Raw genomic sequence first — 20,443 nt, 5'->3', positions numbered from 1 at the left:
TTATCCTGTTGTAAATTATATATTTGCTCGTTTCAAAAAAAAGATTAATTAATTAAAATAAGAATGCAAAACAAGGGACTTATCAAGCTTTTTGCTATTTTATTTGGTATTGTAAGTATCTATCAGTTGTCTTTCACTTTTGTGACCAATAAGGTGGAAAGCAAGGCAGAAGAGTTTGCAGTGCAGAAAATTTCCGAAAGCACGGAAGACTATGTAGTAAAGAGAGAGGCTGAAGAAACTAGGTATCTGGACTCTATAGGGAATACGACGGTTTTTGATATAGGAATTACCAGTTTTACCTACAATGAAGCCAAGGAAAAAGAACTCAATAAGGGGTTGGACTTAAAAGGAGGAATTAACGTCATTCTCGAGATTTCGGTAAAAGATATCATTGCAGGACTCGCTAACGATTCTAAAAACCCGGTATTCAACAAGGCATTGGCCAATACTGATAAGGCAGCACGGAATAGTGATAAACCCTATGTAGATTTGTTCTTTGAGGAATTTGACGCTATTAAAGGAGATACCAAACTGGCCTCTCCCGAAATATTTGCCAATAAAATGCTCAGCGAGGAGATCAATTTTCAGATGCCAGACAACGAGGTGCGACCTATTATTCGAAGAAAGGTTGATGAGTCCATAATCTCTGCATTCGAAGTGTTGCGCAAGCGTATAGACCGTTTTGGAGTAACTCAGCCCAATATCCAGCGTCTCGGTGCTACAGGAAGGATACTCGTAGAACTCCCGGGAGCTAAGGATATCAATCGTGTAAAGCGACTGTTGCAAAGTACGGCTCAGTTGGAATTCTGGGAAACGTATAAGAATGAAGAAGTGATGCCATACCTGCTTCAGGTAAACGAAAGACTTAAAACTCTTGTAGATAATTCTAAAGCAGAAGACAGTACGGGACAGTCTACGGATGAATCTTCAGAACTCGACGAGCTACTCGCAGATACAGAAAAGGATTCTCTCGAAAATATAGGAGGGGCTAATCCACTATTCGATTTGGCTGTTGCTCCAGGTATGCAGGGAGGTCCAGTATTGATGAGTTTTGCTACCAAAGATACGGCTAAGGTGAACAGTTATCTCCAAATGCGCGAAATCAAGCAATTGCTTCCTGCTGAATTGCAGAACCTCAGTTTTGCTTGGAGTAAACCTGGAGCCAATCAGGAAATGATAGAACTCTATGCTCTTAAGTCGAATAGAGAAAACCTGCCCCCTTTGAGTGGAGGTGTGGTTATCGATGCTCAACAGACTTATGACCAAAGAGGGAACCCGGCGGTATCTATGCAGATGGATGGCAAGGGGTCTAAAATATGGGAAGAGCTTACCGGTAAGGCTTATCGTCAGGGAGGCTTTATTGCGATAGTACTTGACAATATAGTGTATTCTGCCCCAGGAGTTACCAGTGGTCCTATTTCGGGTGGAAGCTCTGAAATTACAGGACAGTTTTCCCTGAATGAAGCTATTGACCTTGCCAACGTATTACGCGCAGGTAAATTGCCCGCTTCAGCTGATATTGTTCAAAGTGAGGTAGTCGGACCTTCACTGGGGCAAGAGGCTATAGATAGCGGAATGATCTCTTTTGTGATAGCCATGTCGCTTGTACTCGTGTGGATGATGTTCTATTACGGAAGAGCTGGATGGTTTGCAGATGTTGCTCTCATATTGAATATAGTGCTGATTTTCGGAATACTTGCAGGTCTCGGGGCAGTACTGACCTTGCCGGGTATTGCGGGGATAGTGCTTACCATAGGGATGTCAGTAGATGCTAACGTGCTGATCTTTGAACGAGCCAAAGAAGAGCTGTCTAAAGGGAAAGGACAGAAACAGGCTGTTCAGGACGGGTTGGGAAATGCGCTTTCGTCTATTCTAGATGCCAATATTACTACAGGACTTACTGCGGTTATACTCTTTGTATTCGGTACTGGACCTATTCGAGGATTTGCAACTACTCTGATGATTGGTATCGCGACTTCTTTGTTTACCGCTATTTTTATCACTCGACTATTGGTCGATTGGTATATCGGAAGGAAGAAATCCCTTCAATTCTCCACACCTCTTACTAAAAACCTGTTTAGAAATCTGAATGTGGATTTTCTCGGGAAGAGAAAAATCACTTATACTATATCAGGAATTTTATTATTGGTGTCACTGGCTTCCCTGTTTACCCAAGGGCTTAATCAAGGGATTGACTTTGTAGGAGGAAGGTCTTATCAAGTGCGATTTGAGCATCCTGTTGTACCCAGCGAATTGGCTTCCGACCTTTCGGAAACCTTGGGTACTGTAGAAGTGAAAACCTTTGGTGCGGCAAATCAGGTAAAGATTACTACTAAGTATAAGGTTGATGAAGAGGGAACTCAGGTGGATGATGAAATACAGACTATACTTTACACCTCTTTGAAGAAACACTTACCCGAAAATCTTACCGAAGAAGAGTTTGTCGGAACCGGTGGGGATAAAGGAAACTACGGTATTGTTCAGTCGTTAAAGGTAGGGCCTACTATAGCCGATGACATTAAGAGAGATGCCTTATGGGCTGTATTGGGTTCACTAGTGGTGATTTTTATGTACATACTCTTGCGTTTTAGAAGATGGCAATTTTCTGCCGGAGCGGTTATAGCACTGAGCCATGATGTCTTGATTGTTCTCGGGGTATTTTCGCTTACCTATAAGTTTATGCCCTTTAACCTTGAGATCGATCAGGCTTTTATAGCGGCTATTCTTACGGTAATCGGATATTCGATTAACGATACAGTGGTGGTATTCGACCGTATTCGAGAGATCACTTCAGAGCGCGGTTGGAAAGGAGGAGCCTTTATAAATCTTGCGATCAACAGTACGTTGAGCCGTACCTTGAATACCTCCCTGACTACCTTAATCGTACTTCTGGCTATCTTTATCTTCGGAGGTGAATCAATACGAGGATTTATGTTTGCTCTGATTGTAGGGGTTGTTGTAGGTACGTATTCTTCAATCTTTGTTGCGACTCCTATTATGTATGATACCCTAAAAGACAAAGGGAAGGACGTGCTGACCAAGAAAGAGAGCGAGAGTGTGGAAAGCTAATTGGCAGTCACTTGTTAAAATAAATAAACCCCGTCGGTTATCGATGGGGTTTGTTGTTTTTGGAGAAATGCTCACCCCCGTAAAAGAGATGTTCTTTGCATTACTACTTTGGAGTTTTAGAGGCTAAGAAAATAAAAAGACCGTCCCTATTAAAGTCAGGAACGGTCTAATACTTTATAAGCTTTTGCCTGACGATTAGACAGCTACATTGTACTCTCTAAGAGCGTCGTTAAGCGATGTCTTGAGGTCGGTAGAGGCTTTTCGCTGACCGATAATCAGTGCACAGGGAACTTGGTATTCTCCTGCGGCAAATTTTTTGGTGTAACTTCCCGGTATGACTACCGATCTCGCAGGAACCACTCCTTTGCGTTCTACGGGTTCGCTTCCCGTAACATCTATTATTTTTGTCGAGGCTGTAAGTACTACATTGGCTCCCAAAACAGCTTCCTTCTCCACTCTTACACCTTCTACTACTATACAGCGAGAACCGATAAAAGCGTTGTCTTCAATAATTACAGGGGCTGCCTGCAGGGGTTCAAGTACTCCGCCTATGCCCACACCTCCACTCAGGTGAACGTTTTTGCCGATCTGTGCACAACTACCTACGGTGGCCCAGGTGTCTACCATAGTTCCTTCATCTACATAAGCCCCAATGTTTACATAGCTGGGCATCATCACAACTCCCGATGACACATAGGCTCCATGACGGGCAATGGCGTGAGGTACCACGCGGATGCCTTTTGCGGCATAACCGGTTTTTAAAGGAATTTTGTCGTGGAATTCCAACGGTCCAGCCTCTATAGTCTTCATCTGTTGTATGGGAAAATACAGGACTACAGCTTTTTTGACCCATTCGTTTACCTGCCAACCGTCATCTTTTGGTTCGGCTACTCGCAGTGAGCCCTCGTCGAGCTGACGAATAACTTCTCTAATAGTTTCCTGAGTGCTTTCTGTTTTTAACAATTCCCTGTTATTCCAGGCTTCCTCAATATGTTTTCTGATGTTTTCCATATTAGTGAATTATATAATCTGATCGTAAATGTTCTGTGATAGTCTTTTCGGTACAACATTTGCGGTAGTGTATCGCAAAATCACACCGCCGTATGGGAGACAAATATAAAGGCTTATAATTTAATAAGAGTGCGATTTTAGAGTTATAACAATTTAAATATTAAATTTGCCAAAAAATTGATGGGAAGGATAATGGCCATAGATTATGGTACCAAGCGTACCGGGATTGCAATAACCGATGAATTACAGCTTATTGCATCCGGATTGACTACGGTGTCTACAGTAGATCTCATGGACTTTATCCTCGATTACACCCAAAAAGAGCAGGTAGAACGCATTGTGGTAGGTTTACCTAAGCGACACAATAACGAAGCTTCAGAAAGTGAGGTTTATATTCAGAAGTTTCTGAAAATTCTGGAGAAATCCCTCCCGGAGATTCCCGTAGAACGGGTAGATGAACGCTTTACCTCCAAAATGGCTTTTCAGGCGATGATAGATGGGGGACTGAAAAAAAAGCAACGACAGAACAAAGCTCTTATAGATGAAATAAGCGCTGCGATAATACTGCAATCTTATCTGTACGGAAGATAGTAGTACGCAGCTTAATTATTAATAACAACAATATGATATTACCGATCGTAGCCTATGGCGATCCTGTGTTGAGAAAAAAGACGGTTGAGGTAGAAAAGGATTATCCGAATCTCGACGGCCTTATAGAAAATATGTTCGAAACCATGTATAACGCATACGGGGTGGGGCTCGCCGCACCTCAGATAGGGCTTCCCATTAGGTTGTTTGTTATAGATGCCAGTCCTTTTGCTGACGATGAGGAACTCTCTGAAGACGAACGGCGGCAACTTCAGGATTTTAAAAAAGTGTTTATCAATGCCAAAATATTGGAGGAGAACGGAAAAGAGTGGGCCTTTAACGAAGGTTGTCTCAGCATCCCCAATATTAGAGAAGATGTGTTGCGACAAGACACTGTAAAAATTGAGTATTTCGACGAGAATTTTAACAAGAAAGTAGAAGAGTTCACTGGTCGGGCAGCACGCGTGATACAGCACGAATACGACCATATAGAAGGGGTGCTGTTTACCGATAAACTGTCGGGTCTCAAAAAGAGATTGTTAAAGGGTAAATTGTCCAATATTTCTAAAGGAAAGGTCAAAGCCGATTATAAAATGCGCTTTCCCGAAGCGAAAAAAGGGAGATAGCAGCTGTATTACATCACAAAATCATTTAAAAAACAAAGCAACTTAATTATAACTATAGTATTATATGAGTTTAGACAAAATACTGGCCATTTCAGGCAAACCGGGATTGTATGAGTTGAAAACACAAACGCGTAGTGGATTTGTGGCAGAGTCTCTCCTCGATGGCAAACGCATCACTGTGGGACTTCGAAACAATGTGAGTCTGTTGTCTGAAATTGCAGTCTACACCCTGAAAGAAGAAGTGCCGCTGAGGGAGGTCTTTGGAAAAATCAGTGAGAAGGAAAACGGCGGACAAACCTCAGTAGGACACAAAGAGGACAAAATCAGGCTGGAAGAGTATTTTTTTGAAGTGCTTCCCGACTACGACGAAGACAGAGTATATCCTGGAGATATCAAGAAGATTATACAGTGGTACAATCTGCTCCAAGCAAAGGGAATTACCGATTTTGAGGTAGAAGAGACTTCTTCGGAAGATACAGAGGAAAAGGGAGAAGAAGCTTCAGGAGAGGCGTAACACAGGCAAAGAACACCTCTGAAAATACAGGAGTAATGGCAAACACCAGGGAAGAGCAGTTAGCGGCAATTGACAGGTTGCTCACCATCATGAACGAGCTTCGTGAGGGATGTCCATGGGATAGAAAACAGACTATGGAGAGTCTCCGACATCTTACGATAGAGGAGGTTTATGAACTGGGTGACGCCATACTCGACAAGGATACGGAAGAGATAAAAAAGGAGCTGGGGGATATTTTACTCCACATAGTGTTCTACTCGAAAATAGGAAGTGAAACCGGCGATTTTGATATTGCCGATGTAGCTAATGCGATCTGTGACAAGCTAATAGTGCGACACCCTCATATTTACGGAGATGTAAAGGTGGAAAATGAAGAGGACGTAAAAAGAAATTGGGAACAGATTAAGCTCAATGAGGGGAAGAAAAGCGTACTGCAGGGAGTACCTCGAAGTTTACCAGCACTGGTCAAGGCGAGCAGGATACAGGAAAAAGTTGCCGGCGTAGGTTTTGATTGGGAACGTCCCGGACAGGTGTGGGAAAAATTGCAAGAGGAATTACAGGAGTTTAAAGAAGAGGTAGATGCTGACGATCAGGATAAGATGGAGGCCGAATTTGGCGATCTGCTGTTTAGTGTAATCAATTATGCCAGATTTTTGAATATAGACCCTGAAAGCGCGCTTGAAAGGACTAATAAGAAGTTTATAAAGCGCTTTCAATTTCTCGAACAAAAAGCTGCTGAAAATTCGAAGGCACTCAGTGATATGTCGTTGGAAGAAATGGATGTGTTTTGGGAAGAAGCCAAGAAACTTCCCTGAGCTAAAACCGAATTAATTACTGCCTGAAATGGCGGGGAGCGCGTAAATCTCTATCATTGTCCATTTAATTTTCAGGATATGTTTTTACAGTACACTAGGGAATTTTCCTATAATCTCAAATTGTCTTTTCCCGTTATGCTGGGAATGCTCGGGCACACCTTTGTTGCCTTTGCAGACAACGTCATGGTAGGGCAACTGGGTACTGCAGAGCTGGCAGCCGTTTCTCTCGGCAATAGTTTTGTTTTTATAGCCATGTCGCTGGGAATAGGTTTTTCTACTGCAATCACTCCTCTCGTAGCCGAGGCAGATGGCGCTGGAGATGTAGCCAAAGGTAGGGCGGCACTTAAACACGGATTGGTGCTCTGTATTGGTATGGGGATGCTTCTGTTTGCTGTGCTGATGTTTGCCAAGCCCATGATGCACGCGATGAATCAACCTCCGGAGGTTGTAGAATACGCCATGCCATATCTCGATCTCGTTGCCTTTTCACTTATTCCACTTATCGTTTTTCAAGCCCTTAAACAGTTCTCCGATGGACTTTCGGAAACGAGATATCCCATGTATGCGGTTATAGTCGCTAATGTTGTCAATATTGTACTGAACTATTTGCTGATTTTTGGAAATTTTGGCTTTCCAAAAATGGGCGTTATGGGAGCCGCAGTAGGTACCTTGGTTTCGAGGGTGGTAATGGTTGTTTTTCTGTGGTATATTTTTCAGAAGAATTCTAAATTTCACCAATATATTTCAGCAATTCAGTTTAGAAGATACAGCAAGGCTGTCTTCTCCAAAATCGTGAATTTGGGTTTCCCTTCTGCGCTGCAAATGCTTTTTGAAGTAGGTGTATTTACATCTGCGGTTTGGATAAGTGGGGTGTTGGGCAAAAACCCCCAAGCTGCCAATCAAATTGCACTCAACTTGTCGAGTATGACCTTTATGGTTGCCTCAGGGCTCAGTGTCGCAGCGATGATACGTGTTGGAAACCAAAAAGGACTCGGTAATTTTCGCGCCTTGCGCAAAATCGCTTTTTCGGTGTTTATACTCACCGTGTTGTTGGACGTGATTTTCGCGCTTTGTTTTTGGGTATTTCGAGATTGGCTCCCTACAGTATATCTAGATCAGAACGACTTAGCCGATAAGATAAACAGTATGGAGGTGGTAGCTACAGCCTCGCGCTTGCTTATGGTAGCTGCCATATTTCAGATTTCCGATGGTTTGCAGGTAGCGGTATTAGGAGCACTAAGAGGACTACAGGATGTGAAAATCCCCACTTTTATTACTTTTGTAGCCTATTGGTTGGTAGGATTTCCAATATCCTTTTACCTCGGTTTGCACACGGAGTGGAAGAGTATAGGCATATGGATAGGGTTACTCGCCGGGCTCTCGGTGTCGGCTGTATTGCTGTTTATAAGATTTAATTATTTGTCGAATAAACTGATAAGAACATCACATGTCGATACAGATGCAGAGATGCTGTGAATATCGTATGGTAAACGAAATATTTAATTCCAAAAGAGAAAGTATATGGAACTTCCTAAATTCCTACTCGGTGATAATACCGATTATCCCAATGCCATTTATATAATACATACTGATTACCCCCGTTTTATTATCAACCTCGCAGACGACGAGGTAGAATGGCTGGAAGAATTCGATCCGTCGGATGAAAAAGAACTGGAAACAGAGATGGAAAATCTCATCAATCAGGCCAATAATTTTTACGATCGAGAAGTAGGGCGATACGAATGATGATTTTTACGGAATGCTACAACTTACCGGATATAAGACAACTGGCAGTTTATGTGGGATAAATTGATTATATACGACCGCGAGCTCCTTCTTCTGCTGAACAATCTCGGTACCGAAGAGTGGGACGGCTTTTGGCTCTTTATTACAGACAAGCTGGCGTCGATTCCGCTGTATTTGTTGCTGTTGTATATGTGCGTTAGAAACCTCGGGTGGAAATCTACAGTGTGGGTGCTGCTCGTAACAGCTTTGATGATTGGTTGTACAGATCAGTTGGCCAACGTTTTTAAAGACGGTTTTGAACGTCTGCGTCCTTGCCATGACCCCTTTCTTAAAGACAGTATGCGCATACTGAAATGCGGAGGAAAATTTGGCTATTTTTCTGCACATGCCGCAAGTACTTTCGCCGTGGCTACTTTCTTTTCACTGCTGTTAAAACCCTATTGTCGAATACTTCCACCTTTGCTGTTCCTCTGGGCATGTGTGGTGTCGTACAGCCGTATTTATCTCGGGGTTCACTTTCCAGGAGATGTGCTTACCGGAGTGTTTTTCGGACTGCTGATAGGAAGGCTGTTACTGCTATTGCTGCGGCAATTCTTGAGCCGCTTTGTAGGAAAGTCTGAAGACTGAAAACACACTATTCCTGCTTTCCTTCAAAAATATGTCGGTTCAAGGGAGCTAAGAAGATCAGGAAAAACAGTATTCCAAATGCGAGTTCGTATACCTCCCATTTCCGATCGGCAGGAATGATGCTCACCAGCACAGTACAGCCAATAAATGCAATGGTGTGTTTCCATTCTACTATAGGAACGGCAAAGGTGTCGGCCAGATTTTTTACCCATCTAGTCTTGCGGTATAACAGAGGAATAACGAGCAGATAGGTAACCATAACCACCATTAACAACTGACTAAAAATAAGTTTGTTTATCTTGGTGTCGCCTACAACCATATTGTGTAGATTGGTCTCTCCCTGTGCATTGTGCTCTATGAAAAATTCACTTGAAGTTAGCCCGAATATCCGCTGTCCCCACGATATCTCTTCTCCTGCGGCAAAAAAGAAGAGTATAGCAAAGATGATAGTGCCTGTTTTCCAAAGTGCCTTTTTGTGTTTCCACAATTTAAAAAGGTGGTATAGGCAAAGCAAACTCACTCCGAGAAGCATCAGGGCTGTCTCGTTTTCCACAAGGCCATCTTCCTGTGCGTAGTGTTCGTTGAATAGCATTTCGTCAGTAAAACCGAAATAGAGACTGTTTACAAAGGTTACGAGAAGGAACATAAATCCCAATAGTTCTATTTTGCTTAGATTTTTCATGCTGTTGTGTTTTAGCTTTTAATTAGTGACTACACAGATTGAAATAATCAATCCCGGTAATTTACTTTTCCGTAAGTATATAATACTGGGATAGTAGCCGGAGTTTGTAGCTTTTTTCGGTCTTTCCGGCAGTGTAATTGAGGTCGTATGTCGCTCTGAGCCGGAGGTCGTATTCTGCAGCAAAGATACGTTTAAATTCGTCTTCTGCTGCGGGAGGCACCAATACTCCGAATTTTTTTTCGCTGGGTGTAAAGGGTGAATGTGGTGCGTCTATTCGAGGAGCGGCCTGTCCGAATTCCCAAACGGACTCGGGGGCAATTTCTCCGTAGGAGTAAACAGGAATGCCCTCTTCTGCCGCTTCTTGTGCCAGTAGATTGATATTGTTAAAGTCTGGATTGTTGTTGCTGAATGTATTTTCAAGGGGAAATCCAAAGACTACAATACACATAATAAAGGCTATTGTAAGAAAGAAGGCGCGGTGTATGTTTTTTTGTATCAGACTTTTCAGCATAAGGATTCCTATGGCAAAAAGAAATATCGAAGCCGAGATAAAGGCAAACCATAGCCCTTGTAATTCTTTGCCGAAAAACAAATATCCGGCTACGGGGAAGGAGATTCCGATCAGTGCTATAAGTCCGTAATTGAAATAAACCGGAAACTTTTCTGCCCTGTTTTTAATTTTGGGAAAGCTGCGCACCAGATATTCGATATAAAAAGCTGTATTCATAGCTAGTGGAATGAGTACAGGGAGCAGATAACGCGATTTCTTTTCGGGGATAATAGACAGTAGTATTACCGCACTTATCGTCCATAAAAACGAGAATAAATACGCTTTTTTATCGCTTACTCGGTGTTTTAGGTATGGGTATAAAAGTGCGACAAAGGCCGGAATGGTCCATACACCACTTTGAGTAAAGAAACTCCAATAGTAGTAGAAAGGTCGTATATTGTAGCCCGACCAGTTTGCTGTTTCTTCACTTGCGATAGCTATAAATGCTACTGGGTCGGCAAGGCGTACATATACAAACCACCAGAGTCCTGAAACTATTGAGACGATGAGGTACAGTAAAAAAGGTCCGAGTCTTTTTCTGAAATTTTCGAATCTGTAAACGATGCCATAAGCAATGATAAAGGGCAAAAAGAGAGCGTATAGTGAGACAGGTCCTTTGCTCAGAAAAGAAGCTCCGGCTAAAAGTCCTGCAAAAAGAGCATTTCTCCAAATATTTTCCGCCTTTTGGAAAAGGAGGTAGAAGAAGTATATGGAAGCGCCCATAAAGCTATGGGTAAAAATGTCCCACTGTCCATTGCGCCCTGAAAAAATGATATAGAAAGACGTGGCGAGTATTAAGCTGGTATAGAGGCTTGTATTTTGTTGTCCGTGTAGTTTTTTGCCGAATTTGTACATTACAAAGACTAGCAATGTAGCGGCGAGGGCGGCCGGAATCCGAAGCCCAAACAAACTCTTTAATCCGAAAATAGCTCCCGACAGGGCGGTGATCCAGGTAGGGAGTGGTGGTTTTTCGTAACGGGGCATACCATTTAGGGTGGTGAGTAACCAGTTTCCGTTGTGAAGCATCTCACGTGCCGAAATAAAATTTCTGGCTTCCATGATGTTTACATACAGTTCGCCCAGGTTACAGAAGAAGACTGCAAGGCATGACAGTAGCAATACCATTACGGGATATTTTTCGATAAATTTAGTCATGTTGTTTTCTTAAGATCATGAGGTTTCTCGTATAGACGACACAACCGAACAGATGTCCGGTGAGCAGCACGGGATCCTTTCGCAGTATAGCGTAAATCAGGATGAGCAGCGCTCCGCTGAGGCTCAGTATCCAGAAGCCGGCGGGGAGTAGCGATTCCTTTTTGCGTTCGGAGTATATCCATTGGTATACAAAGCGAAAGGTAAAGATCAGTTGAGCGGCGCTTCCGAGGAAGAGAAGCCACAGTGGAATCTCTTCATTTTGGAAGAGATTGGCGATATCCATCGTATTGTTGTTGTAGTAATAGACTATTATGGCAAATGGGAAAAGCCATAAAAAAATGCGAAAAATTATAGGGAGTTGTCTCCATCCTCCTTGTATTTGCATATTTCTTATGTAGATGAAATAGGTGAGGGTTTGCCCTAGCATAATGGCAAAATCGTGTCGCAAATAGCCGTATACGAACAGCAGGAAAGAAGCCAATAGACTCAGCTGCCAAAAGAGTTTAGGAGTGAGTACCGTTTTGTTTTTTTCAGAGATTATCCACTGAAGTAGCAGCCTGCTCGAAAATAACAATTGGGCGACGAAACCTATAGTGTAAATGATCCAGTTTTGCATTTAACCCTTCCTGCTTATGGTATAGTTGATGTATTTCTTTTTCATCCAGAGGTAGGCAAAGCAGTCGGCAAGTGGTCCGAGAAGTCTATTCCAAAGTCCGAACTTAGCCTTTCCGGCTATTCTGGGAAAATGTCGGACCGGAACCTGTAAAATTTTGCCTTTCTGGAGCAGTATCATAGCCGGTAAAAAGCGATGCAGTCCCTTGAACATGGGAATGCGCTTGGCGTATTCTGTTTTGATTACCTTGAGCGGACAGCCCGTATCGTCCATTCCATCCTTGGTGAAAGCCCTTCGTATCTTGTTGGCAATCATAGATGAAATATTTTTTGTGAACGAATCTTTTCGGTTTGCTCTTACCCCGGTAACCAGATCGTATTCTCCTATGTGTTGCAACAGCAAATCAAAATCTTCGGGAGTTGTTTGCAAATCAGAGTCCATATACCCTACCAGAGGAGTATCTGCATGGTCGAATCCGGCTTTAATGGCAGCGCTTAAACCTCGATTTTGTTCAAATTCCAAAAAGTGAAAATCCGAGTGTTGCGCACAGATATCGTCTATGAGCTGCTGACTGCGATCGGAAGAGCCGTCATTGACGAGAAGTACCTGAGTAGGGGTTTTTGTACTGGAAATATACGCGCTGAGTTCTTGTTCTAAGCGTTTGAGGTTCTCTTCTTCGTTGTATATAGGGACAATAATAGTAAACTCGTAATTCATCCTCGATAGTAATAATGGCACCGATAAAACTGGCTATACTTTCAACAGGCAAAGATGAAAAAAATATCTGGTTTTGCCGGTAAATAGTGATGTATATGCAAAAATAAACTTCTGATTTTTCCTCTCAGGAGTTTCTGTTCCAGGTTTTTAAAAGTGTATCGGCAGCTCTGAATGCAGTGGTTCTGTTTTGTTCCAAATCGGTAAAGACCTCTTTTAGTATTTTTTTTATCTCTTTATCTCCGTAAAAAGTGTTTTTCAGGCGTTCTTCTACGGTTTGCACAAGCCAGTATTTATTTTGGTCGATGCGTTTTCTTTCAAAAGAGCCGTTTGATGTATTGGTTTTAACATAATCACTGATGAGCTCCCATATTTCGGAAATCCCGTTCTTTTCTATGGCAGAAATGGTCAGTACTTTTGGTGTCCATCCGTTTTCTTTGGGAGGGAAAAGATGTAGCGCTCTGGCAAATTCGCTTCTGGCTTTTCGAGCTGCCTCGATATTGTTTCCATCTGCCTTGTTAATTGCGATGGCATCTGCCATTTCCACGATACCTCGTTTTATTCCCTGTAATTCATCACCCGCCCCTGCGATTTTCAACAACAGAAAAAAATCGACCATACCGTGTACGGCGATCTCTCCTTGTCCCACTCCCACAGTTTCCACGATAATAATATCAAAACCGCAAGCCTCGCAGAGTACAATACTCTCCCTTGTTTTTCGGGCTACTCCTCCGGGTGAAGCTCCTGAGGGTGAAGGGCGGATAAAAGCATTGGGGTCGCGAACGAGTTCTTCCATTCGAGTTTTGTCGCCGAGTATACTTCCGCGGCTCAGAGTACTGCTGGGATCTACTGCCAATACTGCAACTTTCTTCCCCAAGGCTGTGAGGTGTTTTCCAAAGGCCTCGATAAAGGTGCTCTTTCCGGCACCGGGAACTCCGGTAATACCTATGCGAACCGAACGATTGGATTGAGGGAGACACTTTTCTATGATAGTCTGTGCATCAAGCTGGTGCTCCGGATGAGTACTTTCTACCAAAGTGATGGCACGACTGAGAGCAACAGTATCTCCACTACACAGCTTTTCGGTGAGTTCATTCGGATTTATTTTTGTCCTTTTAAAATTTTTCCGAATGTTTCCCGAAGCTTCTTTACCACCGCCTGATGTTTTCTTGTCGTTCAAAAGTATCTATGAGTTGCGTTGTCAATTGTGCTTAAAATTTAGTTTTAACGGATGGAAAACTCAAATTCCGTCTCGTTACAATAGGTGTCTCCCGCCTTTAATACTGCCGAGGGGAATGCGTCTTGGTTGGGCGCATCTGGAAAGTTTTCGGCCTCAAAACAGATGGAAGAGTAGGTTTGGTATGAGGCACCTCCAACAAAGGGGAGGGAGCCCAACTCTTTTGGAGTGTAAATAACTACAGCTTTTTGGTTGGTAGAGACTTTCATTGCAATTCCGGTTTTTTGGGAATACAACAGTGCCGCTTCAGAGGAAGGGTCGAGTACAAACACATCGTCTATACCCGAAAAACCAGCTTGTTGCCCTATGATTGTGGGTGTGCAAAAATCGTATGCTGTACCCGCTACCTCATTGAAATTTCCTGTAGGGAGCAATTTGTCGTCCAGTTCTAAAAATGTCTTGCTGTTGAGTTTTAATTCGTGATCCAGTACAGAGCCCTCACCATTCAGATTAAAATAGGCGTGATTGGTGAGGTTGACTACCGTATCTCTATCTGAAATAGCCTTGTAGGTTATTTTTAGTGATTGATTTTCAAGCCGGTAGGTGGCGGTGATTTTTAGATTTCCAGGATAGCCTTCCTCGAGATGCGGACTCGTAATACTGTAGGTAATAAAGGGGTGTTCTCCTTCTTCTGAAAGTGCTTCCAGTTGCCAATTTTGTTTGCTTAGGCCGTTCTTTCCACCGTGGAGGTGAACGCCGTTTTCCTGATATAGGTCGTAATGTGCGCCGTTCAGGCTAAATCCTCGCCCATCAATACGCCCAGCATAGCGCCCCACGGAAGCTCCTAAATACGAAGTGTCGTGTAGATAGTCGTCCTCTTTGTCTAGTCCCAGTACAACATTGATGTCTTTGCCGTTCTTGTCCTTTACCCTTAGTTGCTGTATGGTAGCTCCGTAATTTAAGGTACTTAGTGAGATATATTGATTTTTAATAGTGTGTTTCACAGTATTTCCTGTTGTTTTGTGTTTACAAGGGTAAATTTAATAAATCACTGTCGATAAACCACCAGTGAAGCCTCATGGTTTTGACGTGATGTTTAAGCTCTTTGTGTATTCATAACCAATGAGAAACATCTGTTCTGCCTTGGAAGCATCGAGTATGGGGTAATTGTACAATTCTGGGGGTTCTATATAGATATCGCAATTTTCTTTCTTCTGGTATGAGGTTGCATCTACACTGAGGTGGAATGTTCTGGTGGCAATGTCTATAAGGTTGCTTAGTTTTTCTACGCGTTGGGTGGGGCTTATGTTGATGGCTATTGTTATTTCGCATTGTTCCTTTAGCGGCGCTATAGGAATATTGTCGAAGATACCGCCATCTACATATTTCTTACCGTCTATATTTACCGGAGAAAACAATACCGGGATCGAGGCTGAAGCCTGAACGATTTTGCCCAAATTGCCACGGTGAAAATACTCTACTTTGCCATCGTTGAGATTGGAGGCTGCCGCATAGAAGGGAATGGGGAGGTCTTCTATGTTTTTAGCCGGAATATAGCGTGCAATAGTGTGTTGAAGTTTGTCGAAATTGAGAAGTCCATCTCTCGGAATTTGCATGCTAGTAAAGTTTCCTAGCCTGTTTTCTTTCATGATCTCGAATACCTCATCGGGAGAAAAACCCCCCGCTATAAAGGCACCTGCAATAGCTCCTGCACTTACTCCTGAAATGACATCCGGTTTTATTCCCAGTTCTTCCAGAGCTTTGAGTACTCCAAGGTGAGCAAAACCTCTTGCTCCACCGCCGCCCAAGGCAATACCATAGCGATAAGGGGGGGTGAATTTCTTGGTGAAAAACAGTGATTTTAGCATATGTGATGGACTTAATGGCCTTCTTGTAATTTATACTGTGCGGGTGCCCCTTTTTCGGGAAGGGATTTCTTTATAAAATTGCGAATATCTTCGTTGGCTGTTTTAAGATCCTCTTTTCTCAAATACATCATATGTCCGCTTTTATAGGTTTTAAACTGCATTCTACTGCTTAGCTTTCCTGCGGGGTCCATTTGCCGTATAGTGTATTTGGCATTAAAATAAGTACAAGCACCGTCAAAATACCCCGATTGTACCATGAGGTGCAGGTAAGGGTTTTGAGCCATGGCCTGCCTCAAATTTTCACCTGTGCGATCTTTAGTCCTATCCCAGGGATGTACAGGGCCAAACATATTGTATTTTACATCTGTACTGAAGTTGAGTTGTTCTTTGATATAATAGTTCATTGCGGGAGTAAAAGAGTGCAGCCACGAATTGAGTTCCGCATTGTAGTCGGGAGCCTCTCCAGCGTCCTCCCGATCCATGCCGAGGTATCGTGAGTCGAGTCGGCCAATGGTATACCCTTGATCGCGGAGTAACTCTTTCCAGTAGAATCGGTAGGGAATATCTAGGTTGTGCTGCAGTATTACCTTTTTGGACAGTCCGGAATACCGAGCCATTTTTTCTGCAATAGCCTCTTTCTTCACCTTGTCCAGTTGTCCGCCCATAGCTAGGGCGGGAAGGAGTTGACTAGTGCTATACTCTTCTACTTCGGGTAATATTTCTTCCAGTTCTCTCTGTTGCAAATCAGGGGGTAGCATGCGGTGATACCAGGCAGCCGCGGCGAAATAGGGAAGTCTATTGGCAATCTCTACGGGACCATCTCGTTTAATACCCAGTTCGGTGGGAGAAACGAGAATAACACCGTTGAGGTACATCCATTGCTGATTTTGCAGTTCGAGGGCAAGTCCAGAAACACGTGTGGTACCGTAACTTTCTCCGATAAGGTATTTAGGAGATCGCCAGCGATTGATACGACTTACAAAAGTATTCAGCCATTCGGCCAGATATTTGATATCTGCATTAACTCCAAAAAAATCCGACTTTTCCGGTTTCTGATCTTTGGTTTCGATAATACGGGAATATCCTGTATTTACAGGGTTGACATATACAATATCCGCTATATCCAAAATGGAATATGGGTTTTCTTTAATACCGTATGGCATGACTGGATATCCTTCCTCGTCTATATTCAGTAATCTCGGTCCCGTATAAGCGATATGCATCCACACCGAAGCCGAACCCGGTCCGCCGTTAAAAGAAATTACCAAGGGTCTAGAAGCCCTGTCTTTAACGTTTTTTCTTTCGTAATAGGTGTAGTACAGCGTTGCTATAGCCTTGTCGTCTTTTCCCCATACCGGCTGCATACCCGTTGTTGCGGTGTAGGAAAAACGAGAGCCGTTTACGCTGAGTTCGTGCGTTGTGATCACTGCAGTATCGGCAGGGATAGTTCGTTTTTGTGCTGAGAGAATGCTGTAAAAGGACAAGCTGACAAGAAAGAGGGATAGTTGGTGTCTCATAAAACAAATTGATTTAGGCTTTTTGCATAGAAAGTTCTAAAATACCACAAATAATCAAAACTTTTCAAATGCCCCGAGGCCAAACAGAGCAAAATCGTATTTTACAGGGTCTTTGGGATCCATTTTCCGGAGACTGTGATCCAGTTCTACCAGTGCTTTGGCGTCGTTCTGCCTTCTGTTGAGCAGTCCAAGTTTCCTCGCAATATTACCTGTGTGTACATCTAAAGGGCAAGATAGCTGGCTCGGCGAGAGTTGGTTCCAGATTCCGAAATCTACTCCGGCATTGTCCTGTCTTACCATCCATCGCAGGAACATATTAATGCGTTTTGCCGACGATCCTTTTAAGGGGTCGGACAGATGTTTTTCGATGCGTTTTTCATGGGGAATTTCAAAAAAGTGCATTCTAAACCGGTGGATGGCGGTTTGCAGGGAATCGACTTCGGCATACTTTGCAAATAGGGATTCCATTCCCCCGTATTCTGAATAGATGTGACGGAGTGAACGAATAAAGCCTTGAAAGTCTGTGCCGTTGAAGGTGCGATGAACAAAATGCTCTACGGTTTTGAGTTGTTCTTCGCTATGCGACATCACAAAATCGTATGGTGCATTGCCCATCAGACGCATCATCTTTTGGGCGTTGGTAATAATAGATTTGCGATTGCCCCAAGCGATAGTTGCCGAGAGGAAACCGGAAATTTCAATATCTTCTCTATCGGAAAAATGATGCGGTATTTGTATGGGGTCGGTAGTGATAAACTCTGTGTTGTTGTATTGTGTAGCCTTTAGATCGAGAAACTCTTTGAGTTCGCTACCGTCAAGTATATGGGAAATCTTTGTCGCCAAAATGTTTTTTTAGGTTATCTGCTGCAAAATAAATAATTTTAGGGAATAATTATAAAGTAGACACTATGAGATTTCACACCCGAAAATGGGTTAAGCCCGAAGATTTAAATCCCAATGGTACACTTTTTGGGGGGCGTCTTTTGCAGTGGATAGATGAAGAAGCTGCCTTGTATACCATAATACAACTCGAAAACAAAAAAGTGGTTACCAAGTTTATGTCTGATATCAATTTTGTCGATTCCGCCAGGGAGGGAGATATCGTAGAAATTGGGATTGACGTGGTAGAGTTTGGAAGGAGTTCTGTCACTCTACGATGCAGGGTGAGAAACACAATGACCAGGGCTACGATCATTTCTATCGATAGGATTGTAATGGTAAATCTCGGTGCGGATGGAAGACCTCAAGCACACGGCAAGACACAGATAGAATACGTTAAAGACAGGTTGGGACAATAGATATTTTTAGTTTAAACAATTGGATGTTTCTATTGATCTTTTCGCTTTAAGGCATCATAACTATTGCGATAAACTCAAGTGTGGAAACGGACAAATAAGAGATTTCTTTTAAAACTAATGTTATGGTGAAAAATATTATATCGCTGATTGTATGGCTTGTTTTTGTAAGCTTTTCCTTTGCTCAAGAAGCTATTGTACAGAAGGCGATATTAGAAAATGTGACTGTTTTTAGTCGTGCAGCTGAGCTAAATCACAAAGCACAGGTCAACCTTCCAGCCGGAAGCAGTGAAATTGTATTTACCCATGTTGCGAGTACCATAGACGAAAACAGCATACAGCTTGGTGTAAGTTCCGGTGTTTCGGTGTTGTCGGTGCGCTCTACCACAAATTATATCGAAGCTGATGTTAAAACAGAGGGATACATCAAGGTAGAAAAGGCTTATAAAAGTGCTTTACACACCTTCAAGGAGCTGGAAAATAAAAAAGCGGCGGAAGAGAGTATGCTCAAACTACTAGAACAGAATCAGAAAATATCCAGTAGCAACAGTGGAACTACAGTTGCCGAACTAGCAAAAATGACAGAATTCTACAAGCCCAAGTATCTGGAAGTGAAAAATAATATTACCGCTTTAGAAGAAGAGATTGCCGAACAGCAGGATGTCGTAAACAAAGCTAAAGTACAGTTTGACGAGTTTGCCGGGCAAACCACTGGCTCGGGCGGACAATTGATAGTTCAAGTGATTTCCGATAAATCTGGTAGTTTTCCGTTCAGCATATCTTATCTGACACCGCAATCGAATTGGAATGCTTCCTATGAGTTGCGAGCGAAGGATATTTCGTCTCCCTTACAAATAGTTTATAAGGCGAATATATCACAGCAAACAGGTGTAGACTGGGAGCAGGTGAATTTGCGTTTGTCTACCGCCAATCCGTCGCAAGGAGGAGTGGCTCCTGTGCTTAGTCCGTGGCATTTGTACTACAATCAAATGACGGCAAGAGCATTGCAGGGGAGAGCTTCAGGTATACCAGTACGAAGCGCTGCTTTGAATCAAGAAGTTGTCGAAAAAGTCGCTCGACCGGCGGCTTTGAACGATGCCGTTCAACAGACGGAACACCAACTCAATACTACTTTCGATATAGATATTCCGTATACTGTAGTTTCCAACGGTAAGCCACATGCGGTCAATTTGAAAGCGGAGAGTCATTCAGCTAGCTATCGGTATTACGTTGCACCTAGCAAAAGTTCGGAAGTTTTTTTAATGGCAGAGCTCACAGATTATGAAAAACTCAATCTGATTGCTGGGCAGGCCAATGTGATGTTTGAAAATATGCTGGTCGGCAAGACGTATATCAATCCTAATGAGGCTACAGATACTCTTAAATTGAGCTTGGGAAGGGATAAGATGATAGCCGTAAAACGCGAAAAAATCAATGAGCTGTCGTCCTCAAAACTATTTGGAAACAGTAAGACAGATATGGTGATGTATGAAACTACCATAAAAAACAATAAGAAAACCGCAGTACAGCTCACTGTACAGGATCAATATCCCTTGGCTACCGACAAATCTATGGAGATTAAACTGGAAGAACGCAATGGTGGGAAGGTCGATCCCGAAAGTGGTATAGTGACTTGGACACTAAACATACCGGCAGGGGCAACTCATAAATTAAAATTTGGTTATTCGGTAAAATATCCCAAGAATAGGTCTGTCACTATTCGGTGATTTCAGATTTGTAAGAGTACTACCGGACGTTATATATCTCCTTGGTGCGAGTTACTCTTTCTATTTTTTTTGCTAATTGATTACTATATTTTAAAAGTATAGCGAGGTCAATTAGTAAATATTTAACGATTAGCTGAAATAAAGGGAAC

The 20,443-nt window shown here is 42.7% G+C and carries 20 protein-coding genes; 10 read left to right on the top strand and 10 right to left on the bottom strand.

Annotated features, from left to right (window positions below; genetic code table 11):
* Nucleotides 1-63 precede the first annotated feature (63 nt).
* Nucleotides 64-3,069, top strand: coding sequence for a protein translocase subunit SecDF (gene secDF, locus ACYZZR_RS02480; protein WP_461532407.1), 3,006 nt, complete (start codon nt 64-66; stop codon nt 3,067-3,069).
* 195 nt (nt 3,070-3,264) lie between these two features.
* Here the strand turns inward: secDF and ACYZZR_RS02475 are convergent, their stop codons facing one another.
* Nucleotides 3,265-4,080: a 2,3,4,5-tetrahydropyridine-2,6-dicarboxylate N-succinyltransferase gene (locus tag ACYZZR_RS02475; protein WP_461532406.1), complete on the bottom strand. Its 816-nt coding sequence runs from the start codon at nt 4,078-4,080 to the stop codon at nt 3,265-3,267.
* Nucleotides 4,081-4,260: 180 nt separating this feature from the next.
* On the opposite strand from ACYZZR_RS02475, the gene ruvX reads away from it, so the two are divergent.
* From ruvX to ACYZZR_RS02440, 7 genes are all read left to right on the top strand, one after another.
* Nucleotides 4,261-4,671 carry a Holliday junction resolvase RuvX gene (gene ruvX / locus ACYZZR_RS02470; protein WP_461532405.1) on the top strand — a complete coding sequence of 137 codons (411 nt, stop codon included), beginning with the start codon at nt 4,261-4,263 and terminating at the stop codon, nt 4,669-4,671.
* 32 nt (nt 4,672-4,703) lie between these two features.
* Entirely contained in the window at nt 4,704-5,294 is a 591-nt protein-coding gene (gene def, locus ACYZZR_RS02465; RefSeq protein ID WP_461532404.1) for a peptide deformylase, read from the top strand.
* A 64-nt stretch (nt 5,295-5,358) separates the two neighbouring features.
* Nucleotides 5,359-5,808 carry a DUF5606 family protein gene (locus ACYZZR_RS02460; protein ID WP_461532403.1) on the top strand — a complete coding sequence of 150 codons (450 nt, stop codon included), beginning with the start codon at nt 5,359-5,361 and terminating at the stop codon, nt 5,806-5,808.
* Between the two features lie 35 nt (nt 5,809-5,843).
* Nucleotides 5,844-6,623, top strand: a complete 780-nt coding sequence (gene mazG, locus ACYZZR_RS02455) for a nucleoside triphosphate pyrophosphohydrolase (RefSeq protein WP_461532402.1) — start codon at nt 5,844-5,846, stop codon at nt 6,621-6,623.
* A gap of 78 nt (nt 6,624-6,701) precedes the next feature.
* A complete protein-coding gene (locus ACYZZR_RS02450; protein ID WP_461532401.1) occupies nt 6,702-8,099 on the top strand; it encodes an MATE family efflux transporter in 1,398 nt (465 codons plus the stop codon).
* A gap of 45 nt (nt 8,100-8,144) precedes the next feature.
* Nucleotides 8,145-8,369: a hypothetical protein gene (locus tag ACYZZR_RS02445; protein ID WP_461532400.1), complete on the top strand. Its 225-nt coding sequence runs from the start codon at nt 8,145-8,147 to the stop codon at nt 8,367-8,369.
* Nucleotides 8,370-8,420: 51 nt separating this feature from the next.
* Nucleotides 8,421-8,996, top strand: coding sequence for a phosphatase PAP2 family protein (locus tag ACYZZR_RS02440; RefSeq protein WP_461532399.1), 576 nt, complete (start codon nt 8,421-8,423; stop codon nt 8,994-8,996).
* A 7-nt stretch (nt 8,997-9,003) separates the two neighbouring features.
* Here the strand turns inward: ACYZZR_RS02440 and ACYZZR_RS02435 are convergent, their stop codons facing one another.
* The 9 genes from ACYZZR_RS02435 to ACYZZR_RS02395 form a co-directional block, all read right to left on the bottom strand.
* Nucleotides 9,004-9,678: a hypothetical protein gene (locus ACYZZR_RS02435; RefSeq protein ID WP_461532398.1), complete on the bottom strand. Its 675-nt coding sequence runs from the start codon at nt 9,676-9,678 to the stop codon at nt 9,004-9,006.
* Between the two features lie 61 nt (nt 9,679-9,739).
* Nucleotides 9,740-11,383, bottom strand: a complete 1,644-nt coding sequence (locus tag ACYZZR_RS02430; protein ID WP_461532397.1) for an ArnT family glycosyltransferase — start codon at nt 11,381-11,383, stop codon at nt 9,740-9,742.
* Complete coding sequence (locus ACYZZR_RS02425; RefSeq protein ID WP_461532396.1) at nt 11,376-11,999, bottom strand: lipid-A-disaccharide synthase N-terminal domain-containing protein; 624 nt, start codon at nt 11,997-11,999, stop codon at nt 11,376-11,378. The genes ACYZZR_RS02430 and ACYZZR_RS02425 overlap by 8 nt, the downstream gene beginning before the upstream one ends.
* Nucleotides 12,000-12,713, bottom strand: coding sequence for a glycosyltransferase family 2 protein (locus ACYZZR_RS02420; RefSeq protein ID WP_461532395.1), 714 nt, complete (start codon nt 12,711-12,713; stop codon nt 12,000-12,002).
* A 124-nt stretch (nt 12,714-12,837) separates the two neighbouring features.
* A complete protein-coding gene (gene meaB, locus ACYZZR_RS02415; RefSeq protein WP_461532394.1) occupies nt 12,838-13,890 on the bottom strand; it encodes a methylmalonyl Co-A mutase-associated GTPase MeaB in 1,053 nt (350 codons plus the stop codon).
* 44 nt (nt 13,891-13,934) lie between these two features.
* Entirely contained in the window at nt 13,935-14,891 is a 957-nt protein-coding gene (locus ACYZZR_RS02410; RefSeq protein ID WP_461532393.1) for an aldose epimerase family protein, read from the bottom strand.
* Nucleotides 14,892-14,963: 72 nt separating this feature from the next.
* On the bottom strand, nt 14,964-15,755 hold the full coding sequence (locus ACYZZR_RS02405; RefSeq protein ID WP_461532392.1) for a patatin-like phospholipase family protein: 792 nt from the start codon (nt 15,753-15,755) through the stop codon (nt 14,964-14,966).
* Nucleotides 15,756-15,766: 11 nt separating this feature from the next.
* Nucleotides 15,767-17,272, bottom strand: coding sequence for a S10 family peptidase (locus ACYZZR_RS02400; RefSeq protein WP_461532391.1), 1,506 nt, complete (start codon nt 17,270-17,272; stop codon nt 15,767-15,769).
* 54 nt (nt 17,273-17,326) lie between these two features.
* Entirely contained in the window at nt 17,327-18,115 is a 789-nt protein-coding gene (locus ACYZZR_RS02395) for a TIGR02757 family protein (RefSeq protein ID WP_461532390.1), read from the bottom strand.
* Between the two features lie 65 nt (nt 18,116-18,180).
* On the opposite strand from ACYZZR_RS02395, the gene ACYZZR_RS02390 reads away from it, so the two are divergent.
* Nucleotides 18,181-18,570, top strand: coding sequence for an acyl-CoA thioesterase (locus ACYZZR_RS02390; protein ID WP_461532389.1), 390 nt, complete (start codon nt 18,181-18,183; stop codon nt 18,568-18,570).
* Nucleotides 18,571-18,692: 122 nt separating this feature from the next.
* Entirely contained in the window at nt 18,693-20,294 is a 1,602-nt protein-coding gene (locus ACYZZR_RS02385; RefSeq protein WP_461532388.1) for a DUF4139 domain-containing protein, read from the top strand.
* Nucleotides 20,295-20,443 lie beyond the last annotated feature (149 nt).

This window comes from Sinomicrobium sp. (genome assembly GCA_029266035.1).
In the GTDB taxonomy this organism is placed as follows: Bacteria; Bacteroidota; Bacteroidia; order Flavobacteriales; family Flavobacteriaceae; genus Sinomicrobium.
The sequence above is the reverse complement of the archived record's forward strand: the minus strand, read 5'-3'. Positions and strand labels throughout refer to the sequence as shown.

What these genes read in the sequence shown, in the direction of transcription:
- secDF (WP_461532407.1), top strand. Translation starts at nt 64, where the DNA reads ATGCAAAACAAGGGACTTATCAAGCTTTTTGCTATTTTATTTGGTATT.
- ACYZZR_RS02475 (WP_461532406.1), bottom strand. Translation starts at nt 4,080, where the DNA reads ATGGAAAACATCAGAAAACATATTGAGGAAGCCTGGAATAACAGGGAA.
- ruvX (WP_461532405.1), top strand. Translation starts at nt 4,261, where the DNA reads ATGGGAAGGATAATGGCCATAGATTATGGTACCAAGCGTACCGGGATT.
- def (WP_461532404.1), top strand. Translation starts at nt 4,704, where the DNA reads ATGATATTACCGATCGTAGCCTATGGCGATCCTGTGTTGAGAAAAAAG.
- ACYZZR_RS02460 (WP_461532403.1), top strand. Translation starts at nt 5,359, where the DNA reads ATGAGTTTAGACAAAATACTGGCCATTTCAGGCAAACCGGGATTGTAT.
- mazG (WP_461532402.1), top strand. Translation starts at nt 5,844, where the DNA reads ATGGCAAACACCAGGGAAGAGCAGTTAGCGGCAATTGACAGGTTGCTC.
- ACYZZR_RS02450 (WP_461532401.1), top strand. Translation starts at nt 6,702, where the DNA reads ATGTTTTTACAGTACACTAGGGAATTTTCCTATAATCTCAAATTGTCT.
- ACYZZR_RS02445 (WP_461532400.1), top strand. Translation starts at nt 8,145, where the DNA reads ATGGAACTTCCTAAATTCCTACTCGGTGATAATACCGATTATCCCAAT.
- ACYZZR_RS02440 (WP_461532399.1), top strand. Translation starts at nt 8,421, where the DNA reads ATGTGGGATAAATTGATTATATACGACCGCGAGCTCCTTCTTCTGCTG.
- ACYZZR_RS02435 (WP_461532398.1), bottom strand. Translation starts at nt 9,678, where the DNA reads ATGAAAAATCTAAGCAAAATAGAACTATTGGGATTTATGTTCCTTCTC.
- ACYZZR_RS02430 (WP_461532397.1), bottom strand. Translation starts at nt 11,383, where the DNA reads ATGACTAAATTTATCGAAAAATATCCCGTAATGGTATTGCTACTGTCA.
- ACYZZR_RS02425 (WP_461532396.1), bottom strand. Translation starts at nt 11,999, where the DNA reads ATGCAAAACTGGATCATTTACACTATAGGTTTCGTCGCCCAATTGTTA.
- ACYZZR_RS02420 (WP_461532395.1), bottom strand. Translation starts at nt 12,713, where the DNA reads ATGAATTACGAGTTTACTATTATTGTCCCTATATACAACGAAGAAGAG.
- ACYZZR_RS02405 (WP_461532392.1), bottom strand. Translation starts at nt 15,755, where the DNA reads ATGCTAAAATCACTGTTTTTCACCAAGAAATTCACCCCCCCTTATCGC.
- ACYZZR_RS02400 (WP_461532391.1), bottom strand. Translation starts at nt 17,272, where the DNA reads ATGAGACACCAACTATCCCTCTTTCTTGTCAGCTTGTCCTTTTACAGC.
- ACYZZR_RS02390 (WP_461532389.1), top strand. Translation starts at nt 18,181, where the DNA reads ATGAGATTTCACACCCGAAAATGGGTTAAGCCCGAAGATTTAAATCCC.
- ACYZZR_RS02385 (WP_461532388.1), top strand. Translation starts at nt 18,693, where the DNA reads ATGGTGAAAAATATTATATCGCTGATTGTATGGCTTGTTTTTGTAAGC.